This window comes from Faecalicoccus sp. (assembly GCF_036552745.1).
Classification (GTDB): Bacteria; Bacillota_I; Bacilli_A; order Erysipelotrichales; family Erysipelotrichaceae; genus Faecalicoccus.
In genome coordinates this window covers 1-11,390 of record NZ_JAXKBY010000125.1, presented here as the reverse complement: position 1 = coordinate 11,390, position 11,390 = coordinate 1, and the positions used below count along the sequence as shown (strand labels likewise).

The window sequence follows — 11,390 nt, the reverse complement described above, 5'->3', positions numbered from 1 at the left end:
AGTGCGGGAGCCTTAGGATTTAAGGGAAGCCGAAAGAGCACACCGTATGCAGCCCAGTTAGCCGGAGAAGCAGCAGGTAAAGCTGCAATGGATCACGGGATGAAGACGGTCAGCGTGGAAGTAAAAGGACCGGGGCCGGGACGAGAAGCAGCAGTGAGAGCGTTGCAGGTAGCCGGACTGAGCATCACGATGATTAATGATGTGACCCCAATTCCACATAATGGATGTCGTCCGCCAAAACGACCTCGTGGATAGAAAGGAAGTGTCGAATGCAGGAATTTGAAAGAGCTTTATTTCATAAGGAATCGGTTGATGAAGAAAACAACAAAGGCTCTTATGTATTCGAGCCTTTGGAAAGAGGGTTTGGTACTACAGTAGGAAGTACCTTGTGCAACGTCATGTTGTCAAATCTTCCGGGATGTGCCATCATCGGCTATCGCGTGGAAGGTTTAAATGAAGAAAAGACAAGTGTTGATGGTCTTTTAGAAGACGTTACAACGCTTTCCTTACGTATCAAAGAATTACGATTGAACTGTCAGCAGGAAGGTGTGTTTACTTTACACATTTCCAAAAAAGGGCCGGCTACGGTACAGGCAGCTGACATCATCTGTCCGGAAGAAGTAACGATAAAAGATCCGGAACAGGTAATCTGTAATCTGGAGAAGGGAAATTCTCTGGAAATGGATCTGTTTGTGACAAATGGATTCGGTTATAAAAGCGCATTAGAAAATGAAAAGGATTATGCATTGGATGCCGATACGATCGCACTGGATACTTTGTTTACGCCGGTACGCAGTGCACAGTATCTTTCTGAACCGGCTCGTGTAGGCCAGGATGCCAAGTACGACAAGGTTCATATCGAAGTGGAAACCAATGGAACGATCAGCCCGCTGCAGGCAATCAGCCAGGCTGCCGGCGTTATGGTCGATCATTTAGATGCATTGATTCCATTAGCGGATCTGCATTTGGAAGAAAGCTTTGTGGTACAACAGCCACATGAAGAAGATGGGAAAAAAGTCAACACGATGATGATCGAAGATCTGGATCTTTCCGTACGTTCTTATAACTGTTTGAAACGTGCCGGTATTCAGACGGTTGATGAATTGACGCAAAAAACTGAAGATGAAATGATGCATGTAAAGAACTTAGGTAAAAAGTCTTTGAAAGAAGTCAAAGACAAAATGTACCAGTTAGGATTGTTCTTTAAATCGTATGAGTAGGAGAACGATAAAGTATGTGGAATCGTAAATTAGGACGTACCGCCGATCATCGAAAAGCGTTGTTAAGAAACATGGCAACATCTTTGATTGAAAGCGGACAGATCGAAACAACAGAAATGAAAGCCAAAGAATTAAGTGCTGTAATGGATCAGCTGGTGACACTGGCCAAGAGAAATGATCTGCATGCCAGAAGACAGGCAGCTACCTTTGTACGCAACGTAGAAGTGGATGACGAAGGAACAACGGCATTACAGAAACTGTTCAATGAAATCGGGCCAAGCTATGCCGACCGCAACGGAGGATATACACGTGTAATCAAGACACGTATCCGTAAAGGGGATGCGGCACCGATGGCAATCGTACAATTTGTGAAGTAGAGCAATCTACTTCCTTTTTCTTATGAAGAAACAAGATTTTTTTACACGTCCCGGGATTGTTTGTATAACGGCTGTTTTCTGTTGTGCCTTATGGGGCAGTGCTGTTCCATTTATAAAAACCGGGTATCGTATGTTTTCTATCGATGCGACGGATACAGCCAGTATTCTGGTCTTTGCGGGCTTACGTTTTGCCCTGGCAGGAATCCTGGTTTTGATTGCCGGCAGTTTTCTACAGAAACGAATTCTTTTGCCGACAAAGACAAGCTTAAAGGCTATTCCGGTTTTAGCTTTGTTTCAAACAGCCGGACAATATTTTTTGTATTATATCGGTTTAGCGCATACCAGCGGGGTTAACGGTTCAATCATTTCAGGAACCAGCGCTTTCTTTGCGCTATTGGTTGCCAGCTTGTTGTTTCGTTTTGAAAAGCTTTCTTTGACAAAAGTAATAGGATGTATCTTAGGCTTTTTTGGTATTTTGATCATGAATCTGCAAGGGGTTCAGCCATTTTCTCTATTGGGAGATGGCTTTATGATCCTCTCACAGCTTTCCTCCGCCATCAGCGCTGCCTTTATCAAGCTTTTTACGCAAAAGGATGATGCCGTGATGTTAAGTGGATATCAATTCTTTTTAGGCGGTGTAGTCTTAATGGCAGTCGGTTTTTTGATGGGCGGACATTTAGAGTTGAATGATATTTCCGGTCTTCTTGTATTGTTTCATTTGGCTTTTGTATCGGCTTGTGCCTATACTTTATGGGGAATCCTGCTATCTAAGAATCCCGTCAGCAAGGTCGGTATCTTTGGTTGTCTGATACCGGTAATGGGCGTATTGCTTAGTGCTTTGATGTTACAGGAGACAGGACAGGCCTTTTCATGGACAGGTTTATTAAGCTTGACCCTGATCGTGTGTGGTGTATGGATCGTGAATAAAGGAAAAAAAACAAAATGATTAACAGTGTGGGAATTGTTGGACGAGGTGCGATCGGTTCTTTGTATGGTACCTTATTGAAAGAGAATGGTTTACGTTCACTTTGTTTTATCGTGGATGAAAAGCGAAAAGAAAGATATCAAAATACACCGTTTTATATCAATGGTAAAAAAGCAAAGTTTCGCTATGTGTCAGAGGCAGAACCATTGGATCTGATTTTGATTTGTACAAAGTATGCCGGCTTGCAGGCAGCCTTGGATCAAATAAAGCCGTTTGTACACGAAAATACGATTGTGTTATCTTGTTTAAATGGCATCAGCAGTGAAGAAATCTGTCAAAAAGTCTATCCAAATAACCCGGTCATTCGCTGTATTGTGCAGGGCATGGATTCAACATATTTCGATAATACTGTTGATTTTGCCCATGTTGGAGAAATTTTATTTGGTTCAGAATGTAAAGAACAGGAAAATACAGTCAAGGAATTAGAATCTTTCTTTGCGTCGTATCAAATTCCGTATCGAGTTTGTGAAGATATCGTGCGTGAGCAGTGGAATAAGCTGATGTTGAATTGCGGCATCAATCAAGTTTGTGCAGCGTATCAGGGCGGTTATGGTATCTGTCAGGATGGCGGCCGTCATCAGGAAGAATTTATTCAGGCTATGAAGGAAGTACAAGCTGTTGCCAGGGCAAAACATATTGCACTGACACAGGAAGATATCAATGCGTGGGTACAACTGGTCAATTCACTTCGACCGGAAGGGATGCCCAGCATGGCGCAGGATATCAAAGCTCATCGTAAAACAGAATTGGCCCTGTTTTCAGGAACGATCGTACCGATGGGCAAGGAATTAGGTATTTCAACGCCGGTTTTATCCGATTTGATGAATAAGATTCAAACATTAGAATGTGATTTTTAGGATTCTTGTCAAAGAATCCTTTTTTAAAGGGTCGGATTCATACATTCTTTTTGTATAATAGAATAAAGAGGGAGGGTGAATATGCGACCTTGTTTTCAAAAATCTAATTTTTTATTACCTAATTCTACAATTGATATGCAGGCGTGGTCTGTGATTGCCTGTGATCAATACACCAGTCAACAAGATTACTGGCAAAACGTACAAGAAGTCACTCCGGATAAACCATCAACGTATCATATGATCTATCCGGAGGTGTACCTACAGGAAAAAGATGATCGAATCTCTAAAATTCAACAGACGACGGAAAACTATGCTCACAACAATATATTGGAGGAAAAAGTAAAGAATGGCTTTATATTGATTGAGCGTTCTACGTTTTCTGGCAACCGTATGGGTTTGTTGGGAGTCATTGATCTGGAGGCTTATGATTTTGAACCGGGCAATGTAAAGCCGATTCGAGCTACCGAAAAAACGATCGCATCCCGTATCCCGCCACGCGTTAAGATTCGTAAAGGGGCACCTTTGGAACTAAGTCATGTTTTAGTGTTGTTGGATGATCCAAAGGATGAACTGTTCTCCACTTTGATGAAGGATAAAGATAAGTATCCGGTTTTATATGATTTTGATTTAATGATGAATGGTGGTCATATCAAAGGGTATGCGATCGAAAAGGAAAATGCGGATCATCTGGAAGCAAAGATTTCTTCGATGCAGCAGAAAAAAGAGCTTTTCTTAAGTGTGGGTGATGGAAACCATTCTTTGGCCACCGCAAAGGCATGTTGGGAAGAAATCAAAAAAGGATTGAATCCACAGGAACAAGAAAATCATCCGGCACGATATGCGATGGTGGAAATGGTCAACCTGTATAGTTCGGCTTTGATCTTTGAGCCGATTCATCGTGTATTGTTTCATGCGAATATGGAAGAGCTTTATGAAGTTCTGGAGGTTTCCTGTCAACAGGAAGAAGCTCAAATTCAACCGGGAAAGGAGATTGTCTTGTATCAGGATCATCGCGAAATCGGCATAAAACTGGTCAAACAGGATGATCGTTTGCCTATCGATATCCTGCAGGCCTTTATAGATGCCTATCGCCTGGAACATCCGGAAGTGGATATAGATTATATTCATGGGCAGGATGCCATGTACTCTTTACTGCAGACAAAGGAGAACTGTGGAATCTTTTTACAACGGATTCAAAAAAGTGCCTTGTTTCCGGCCATTGTCGCAGGAGGCGTTTTGCCAAGAAAGACATTTGCTATGGGTGAAGCCGATGAAAAGCGATTTTATTTGGAAGCACGATGGATCAAAGAAAAGGAAGCGGTTTATGATATATCCCAGTCAAGTAGACATGGGAAATATTTAAAAATCTCATCGATTAACAGCCTGTGCCAATTTGGCTTGGGCTGTTTTTCATTTTTTCTCTAATATTTCTTTTTGTCGTTTTTTCTTTGCTTCAATTTCATTCCAATATCTTACATACCTTGCTGCCGGAACAATTGGATATTGCGTACATTCTTTTTGCTCCATAGACTCTTTTCGCACTTGTCCACAAGTCTTTCCGCTTAATCTTTTCTGCGGATAATGGTTGATGTAATAATCAAGCGTTCCTTTGATTGCCGCTCTCATTTCATCTTTTGAAGCTATTTTCGGATACAAGATAAACAACATATCTTTAAATTGTCCTTGAAACCCTTCGCATACACCATTATCGATACACTTTGAAATACGAGACATGGATTGTGACATATTGTATCTATTCAGTTTGGATCTGTATACTTTTCTTGTATAGGCAAACCCTCTATCCGAATGAATAAGCGGTGTTGCTTCTGGATAGGTTTCATGCGCTTTATCCAATGTCTGATTCGCTAAAAATGCATCATTTCTATCAGATACTTCTAAAGCCACCGGATATCTGTCATACAGATCGATCATGGATGATATGTACAGTTTTTCCCCGGTCGCAGGGCCCTTGATCTCAGTGACATCCGTGCACCATTTTTGATTTGGACCTGTCGTTCCGAAATCTCTGTTCAGGATGTTTTCTGCGGTTTGTTCCGGAACGGATCGGATATAGTTATATCTGGATCGACGTCTATAAGAAGATTTGATATCATGGATGCACATCAATCGATAGACCCTGTTATGGCCGCATCCGTACCCTTCATTTCTCAGGGTGTGGTACATGGTCATGGTGCCAAAAAGAGAATGATTGGAATCGGATATTTTCTTTATTCTAGCTATGATCCTCTCATCCTCGCACTGTTTGTCGATTTGTTTTTGAGATGGCGATGATCGCTTCCATTTGTAATAAGCGCTTCTGTTAATGCCTATGATAGAGCACATCTCCTTTACCGGCCATTTGCGATCATCATGCAATAAGCGTATTAGCGAATAATCTTGTATCTTTTGCTTTCGCATAAGATACACTGTTTTAGCCTTCGGAAGACTCGCTAAATAGGTCTTTTCGAAGGCTCTGTCTTTTTTTAACAGTTCAAGCTCCATTTCCTGTCGCCTGTTGATCCTTTCAAGCTCGGCTATTCTGCGCTGTGCTTTTTCCAGATCGGTCAGCTGTTCCTCCGATTTGCGTTTGCCTCGTCTGTCTTCCAGACCTTCTTCCCCTTTGGATTCATATTTCTTGACCCAGCTATATATCTGGGCATAATTTCCACCATAAAATGCAGCTGTTCCTTTATAATCATGATCATGACCTATGCAGTATTTTATGATTTCTATTTTCTTTTCCTTGCTTACTTTTAAAGTATCAGCCATATAGACCTCCGGCTTTGGATCATAATCCCTAAGCTCTCTATGACTATTATACTTTTTTACCCAGTTTAGAACAGTATCATCCTTCAATATTCCGTATTTAGCTGACAGATCACAAGACGATCCAAGACCGTCCAGATATTCCTTAACGATCCTCTCTTTGAAATCTTTGGAATATCGGTTGTTGGTAGACTTGTTGTCAAAGATCACATGTCCGTTTGCACGATAATTCTTGGCCCATTTTCTAACCCTGTCATCTCCACGTTTACCCATATTTAATTCAACAGAAATTTGGATGGCTGTTTTTCTTCCGCTTAAATAATCTTCACATGCCTGTACCTTTTGTTGCTTCGTGTATTTAGCTTTTCTTCCCATATAAAAAATCCCACCTTTGTAGTTTCACATCGATGGGATAATTTTAATTATTTCGTGTGTCTACTTTAGTGGGATTATATCATTAATACGCTTCCTTTAATATCTCATAACAACGACCCACATTCTGTGGAACATGAGCATCGCTGGCCCATAGGATCGGTACTTCTTTTGTAAGGAGGATCTTTCGTAAGGTAGGATGAAGACCGATCTGCGGGTGGCGATATCGATAATAAGCACCGGTGTTATCTTCCAAGGCAACACCATGAGCTTTGGCAAGGTCTGCCAATTCATAATAGGTTGGTGTTAAATCGTATCCGGGATCGATCTGATAAAGCTTGATCACATCCGGATGCCCGATCTGGGTAAACAAATCCGATTCGATGCAGCTTTTAAGCTGTTGATAATATGCTGCATAGATATCTTTGCTTTCGTATTGGTTCCATAGAAGTTCCTTACTAAAAGCACTGATATCGTACAGCCGATCAAAGACATCGTGTACACTGCCGACCATAAAATCAAAAGGATAGACTTGCAGTGCTTTCTTTAAAAAATCTTCTCTTTCTTTTTTATAACAGACTTCCAGGCCCCATGTCACTTGAATCGGTAACGGCTCTTTTTTTACGTCTTCAATGAGGTCAATATATTCCTGGATCGAATTTTTTTGTTTCTTTAAAAACCATTCTTTCTGTGCAGGAATCTGGCAAATGTCTTCATACATTTCTTTAAATTCAAAGAAACGATGGGTATGATCCAGAATCTGCAGATGGTCTATTCCTTTCTCTTGGGCACTTTTTATGAATTCAAATACATAATCTTTGCTCAGAGGTCCATTTTCCAAATGTACATGAGCATCGATCATAGCGTTTCCCCCTGGTATGTCGTTACACGAATGACACCTTGAATCGATTGAATCTTTTCGATTGTCTGTGTGCTTGCTTTTTTGTCCAGATCCAGAATCGTATAAGCAATATCATTTTTCGATTTATTCATCAAATTTTCAATATTGGCATTATCATCACTTAAAACGTTTGTAATCTGAGAGATCATTTTAGGCACGTTATGATGGATTACACAAATACGGAACGGTGTATTAAAATCCATATGACATTCCGGCATATTGACTGAATTCTTGATGTTTCCATATTGTAGATAATGCATAGTTTCCTGCGCTGCCTTTATGGCACAGTTTTCTTCACTTTCTGCGGTAGATGCACCTAAATGCGGGATCGCAATGACGCCTGGATGATTGACCAGCTTCGGTGATGGGAAGTCGGTAACATAGGCGCCTACTTTACCGGAATCCAAGGCTTCCAGGATGTCATCTTCGTTGACTAGACCACCGCGGGCAAAATTCAAGATTTTAACCCCATCTTTCATCAACGCAATGGTTTCTTTATTGATGGTATCTCTGGTTTTGTCGTTGAGCGGAATATGGATCGTGATAAAGTCACTGTTTTTATACAAGTCTTTGACATCGCTGTCGTGTTTGACATAGCGAGATAAATTCCAGGCGGCTTCAATGGACATGTAAGGATCATAGCCACGAACCTTCATACCAAAACGTAAGGCTAAGTTTGCCACCTGAACACCGATAGCACCACATCCGATGACGCCCAGGGTTTTACCGTTTAATTCGGTACCGGCATATTTTTTCTTTTGTTTTTCCATATCCTTGGCTAAATTTTCGTTGTTTTCCTGTGTTTTGGCCCAGGTAATTCCACCATAGATATCACGAGATGCCAACAACATACCGGCAAAGACGATTTCCTTGACGGCATTGGAATTGGCACCCGGTGTATTAAAGACGACGATACCTTTTTCCGTACAGGTTTTAATATCAATATTGTTGGTGCCGGCGCCGGCTCGGGCGATACACTTCAAATTCGGATTATAGTCCAAATCGTGTAGATTGGCACTTCGTACCAGAATCGCATCTTCATTTTCCAAATCTTCTTTGACTTCATAATTTTCATTGAATGTATCTAACCCAACCTGGGCAATATTGTTGTAGAGCTTTACTTTATACATTAGGCAAGATTCTCCTTTTCAAACTTCTTCATAAAATTGATCAGGGCATAAACCCCTTCCATTGGCATCGCGTTGTAAAGGCTGGCACGCATACCGCCTACGGTACGATGTCCCTTTAAGTTTACCAGTCCGGCTTCTTTGGCTTCTTTGACAAACTTTTTATCTAATTCGGCATCGCCGGTCACAAAAGGAATGTTCGTATAAGAACGATCTTCTTTGGCTACCGGATTGGAATACAGTTTTGACTCATCGATATAGTCATATAATAAGGAAGCACGTTTGCGTGTTAGTTTTTCCATTTCTTCCAAACCGCCGATTTCTTCTTCCAGCCACTGTAGAACAAGGCCTACCATATAGATCGCATAACATGGTGGCGTATTGTACATCGAATCGTTATCGGCATACGTTTTATAATCCAATAAGCTGGGAATGTTTTCTTTGGCGTGCCCAATCAAAGCTTTTTTGATGATCACAACGGTAACACCGGCTGGTCCCATATTCTTTTGGGCACCGGCAAAAATTAAGTCATATTTAGAAACATCGGTTCTCTCACTTAAGATACAACTGCTTAGATCGGCAACTAAAAGTTTTCCTTCATGAGGAGGCAATTCTTTATATTTGGTACCATAAATCGTATTGTTTTCGCAGATATAGACATAATCACTATCCGGTGTTAAATCTTCCTGTTTAATTTTAGGAATATAAGTAAAATTGTCTTCTGCACTGGAAGCAATTACCTGTGTCTTACCCAGCTTTTGATGTTCCATAATTGCTTTCTTTGTCCATTGCCCGGTATTGATGATATCGGCACTGTGTTTTAATAAGTTAAGGGGAACCATAGAAAACTGCATGGTTCCTCCACCCTGACAGAACAGAATTTCATAATCATCCGGTATGTTCATCAAGCGTCTTAAACGAGCTTTACATGTATGTAAAATTTCCTGAAACTCACTGGAACGGTGGGACATCTCCATAACGCTCATTCCACTTCCATGAGCATCCAGCATTTCTTCCTGTGCTTTTTTGAGTACCCATTCCGGTAAACAGGCGGGACCTGCACTAAAGTTATACACTCTTGTCATTTTCTTCACCCTGGTGTCATCCACCATTTCCTTTCTGTAATATCCATTATTATACGAGTATAAAAAAGAAAATCAAGAAAAATGTTCAAAAAATACAAACATATGTTTATAATATGAGTACATAAACTTTGAAAACACATCTATAAAAAAAGTGGAAATCTATCCCGCCACAATGTGTGAAATGTGATAGAATAAGAGCCAAGGAGAACGTATGAAACGAAAAGTAAAGTTAAAACCAAAAGCAAAGCGGGCCGGTATCATTTTTTTAGCAGTAATCGTAGTTTTATCCGGCTTTTTGATCTATCGAGTATGGAGTCATAATGCGACATTAGCGCAGGGCTTAGATTATATACAGGAGCAGGAGAATAAAAAAGTAAAGGAATTGTCTTCTTCTTTAAAGGATAAGAAGAATGCGGAAATGGAAAGTGCCATTGAATCTGGACAGGTAGATGTCTTTGCCTTGTTTGATGATGCGGTGATCTTTGGAGATTCGCGTGTTATGGGCTTTAGCGTGTATCATTTCTTTCCGGAAAGTCATGTATTGGCCTCATCCGGGGCAACTATCAAGGATATTTCAAACTGGGTAAATCAGGCGCAGTCCATGAATCCTTCGCTGATTTTCTTTTCTTATGGTGTGAATGATATGGGCTTAGGTTTGGATAGCGAGGGTGGCTATGATACTCTTTATCAATCGCAGATTGAACAAGTTGTAAAGGTTTGTCCGGATGCGACCATCGTGGTCAACTCCATTATCTCAGCTACACCGGCTGCCATTGAAAAATCACCGCGCTGGGATAAGGTGGATGAATATAATAAAAAGATCAAAGCCATGTGTGAAAAGAATGACTGGATCTATGTCGATAACAGTGAAATCTGCCAGAATGGAAACGCAGATATCTATCAGGCCGATGGAGTTCACTTTCTGCAGCCGTTCTATACGACATGGGCGGAAAATATGATCATGACAGTACGTAAACAATAGATAAATCTGACATTTCGGTAAAAACGGAAATGTCTTTTTTTATGAAAGTTCAAATGTTTTAGATGCTTAACTGTATTTTACATGGATTTAACATTTCTATACTTTAGCCTTAACAAACCTTTTGTATAGTATCAGTGTAAACAAAAGAAAAGAGGATAAAACATGAACAAATTTTTAAAGGGAATGTTAGCTTTAGGATTAAGCGCTACCGCTTTGGTAGGATGCTCCAGTGGAGGCGATGATGCACAGAGCGATGAAGGAACTGCATCAGGAGCAATTACTGTTGTAAGTCGTGAAGATGGTTCTGGTACACGTGGTGCCTTTACTGAATTGATGGGCATTGAAGAAGATGGAACAGATAACACAACCAGCTCTGCTCAGATCACAAACTCAACTTCAGTTATGATGACCACAGTTGAAGGAAACCCTTATGCGATCGGTTATATTTCATTAGGGTCTTTAAATGATACAGTAAAAGCGGTAACCGTAGATGGTGTAGAAGCTACTGTAGAAAATGTAGAAAGCGGAGAATATACCGTAAGTCGTCCGTTCTTAGTATGTACAACGGAAGATATCAGTGAATTAGGTCAGGATTTCATGAACTTTATCATGTCGGATGAAGGACAGGCCATCGTTGAAGAAGAAGGATATATCCCAAGAGAAACAACAGGTGCTTTTACTTCCAATGGTGCCAGCGGTGATTTGACAGTAGGTGGTT

The 11,390-nt window shown here is 40.7% G+C and carries 12 protein-coding genes; 8 read left to right on the top strand and 4 right to left on the bottom strand.

Translation table 11 applies throughout. The annotated features are described in order from the left end of the window. The 6 genes from rpsK to U0M88_RS06205 all read left to right on the top strand — a co-directional run. A partial coding sequence (gene rpsK / locus U0M88_RS06230; protein WP_331869249.1) for a 30S ribosomal protein S11 occupies positions 1–255 on the top strand: 255 nt, incomplete at its 5' end. 14 nt (positions 256–269) lie between these two features. Further along, the gene (locus tag U0M88_RS06225; RefSeq protein WP_331869248.1) at positions 270–1,220 is read left to right on the top strand and encodes a DNA-directed RNA polymerase subunit alpha; all 951 of its coding nucleotides are present in this window, start codon (positions 270–272) and stop codon (positions 1,218–1,220) included. A gap of 14 nt (positions 1,221–1,234) precedes the next feature. Further along, positions 1,235–1,597: a 50S ribosomal protein L17 gene (rplQ, locus tag U0M88_RS06220; protein WP_303971621.1), complete on the top strand. Its 363-nt coding sequence runs from the start codon at positions 1,235–1,237 to the stop codon at positions 1,595–1,597. A gap of 22 nt (positions 1,598–1,619) precedes the next feature. Then, entirely contained in the window at positions 1,620–2,543 is a 924-nt protein-coding gene (locus U0M88_RS06215) for a DMT family transporter (protein WP_331869247.1), read from the top strand. Beyond that, positions 2,540–3,439, top strand: a complete 900-nt coding sequence (locus U0M88_RS06210) for a ketopantoate reductase family protein (RefSeq protein WP_117446206.1) — start codon at positions 2,540–2,542, stop codon at positions 3,437–3,439. Before U0M88_RS06215 ends, U0M88_RS06210 begins: the two co-directional genes overlap by 4 nt. An 81-nt stretch (positions 3,440–3,520) precedes the next feature. Next, positions 3,521–4,864, top strand: a complete 1,344-nt coding sequence (locus tag U0M88_RS06205; RefSeq protein ID WP_331869246.1) for a DUF1015 domain-containing protein — start codon at positions 3,521–3,523, stop codon at positions 4,862–4,864. Here U0M88_RS06205 and U0M88_RS06200 read toward each other — a convergent pair. The 4 genes from U0M88_RS06200 to serC form a co-directional block, all read right to left on the bottom strand. Continuing rightward, positions 4,850–6,580, bottom strand: a complete 1,731-nt coding sequence (locus U0M88_RS06200; protein ID WP_331869245.1) for an IS3 family transposase — start codon at positions 6,578–6,580, stop codon at positions 4,850–4,852. The genes U0M88_RS06205 and U0M88_RS06200 overlap by 15 nt on opposite strands. Before the next feature lie 82 nt (positions 6,581–6,662). Beyond that, the gene (locus U0M88_RS06195) at positions 6,663–7,439 is read right to left on the bottom strand and encodes a histidinol-phosphatase HisJ family protein (RefSeq protein ID WP_117446203.1); all 777 of its coding nucleotides are present in this window, start codon (positions 7,437–7,439) and stop codon (positions 6,663–6,665) included. Then, positions 7,436–8,608: a phosphoglycerate dehydrogenase gene (locus tag U0M88_RS06190; protein ID WP_117446202.1), complete on the bottom strand. Its 1,173-nt coding sequence runs from the start codon at positions 8,606–8,608 to the stop codon at positions 7,436–7,438. The genes U0M88_RS06195 and U0M88_RS06190 overlap by 4 nt, the downstream gene beginning before the upstream one ends. Then, positions 8,608–9,690 (bottom strand): 3-phosphoserine/phosphohydroxythreonine transaminase, encoded by a 1,083-nt coding sequence (gene serC / locus U0M88_RS06185; RefSeq protein ID WP_331869244.1) that lies wholly within the window; start codon positions 9,688–9,690, stop codon positions 8,608–8,610. The genes U0M88_RS06190 and serC overlap by 1 nt, the downstream gene beginning before the upstream one ends. Positions 9,691–9,901: 211 nt before the next feature. Between serC and U0M88_RS06180 the strand changes: the two genes are divergently transcribed. Beyond that, a complete protein-coding gene (locus tag U0M88_RS06180) occupies positions 9,902–10,672 on the top strand; it encodes an SGNH/GDSL hydrolase family protein (protein WP_331869243.1) in 771 nt (256 codons plus the stop codon). Positions 10,673–10,834: 162 nt separating this feature from the next. After that, positions 10,835–11,390, top strand: a 556-nt coding sequence (locus U0M88_RS06175) for a substrate-binding domain-containing protein (protein WP_331869242.1), incomplete at its 3' end; no start/stop codon positions are given.

Coding starts and splice junctions, on each gene's coding strand:
- U0M88_RS06225 (WP_331869248.1), top strand. CDS start 270: ATGCAGGAATTTGAAAGAGCTTTATTTCATAAGGAATCGGTTGATGAA.
- rplQ (WP_303971621.1), top strand. CDS start 1,235: ATGTGGAATCGTAAATTAGGACGTACCGCCGATCATCGAAAAGCGTTG.
- U0M88_RS06215 (WP_331869247.1), top strand. CDS start 1,620: ATGAAGAAACAAGATTTTTTTACACGTCCCGGGATTGTTTGTATAACG.
- U0M88_RS06210 (WP_117446206.1), top strand. CDS start 2,540: ATGATTAACAGTGTGGGAATTGTTGGACGAGGTGCGATCGGTTCTTTG.
- U0M88_RS06205 (WP_331869246.1), top strand. CDS start 3,521: ATGCGACCTTGTTTTCAAAAATCTAATTTTTTATTACCTAATTCTACA.
- U0M88_RS06200 (WP_331869245.1), bottom strand. CDS start 6,580: ATGGGAAGAAAAGCTAAATACACGAAGCAACAAAAGGTACAGGCATGT.
- U0M88_RS06195 (WP_117446203.1), bottom strand. CDS start 7,439: ATGATCGATGCTCATGTACATTTGGAAAATGGACCTCTGAGCAAAGAT.
- U0M88_RS06190 (WP_117446202.1), bottom strand. CDS start 8,608: ATGTATAAAGTAAAGCTCTACAACAATATTGCCCAGGTTGGGTTAGAT.
- serC (WP_331869244.1), bottom strand. CDS start 9,690: ATGACAAGAGTGTATAACTTTAGTGCAGGTCCCGCCTGTTTACCGGAA.
- U0M88_RS06180 (WP_331869243.1), top strand. CDS start 9,902: ATGAAACGAAAAGTAAAGTTAAAACCAAAAGCAAAGCGGGCCGGTATC.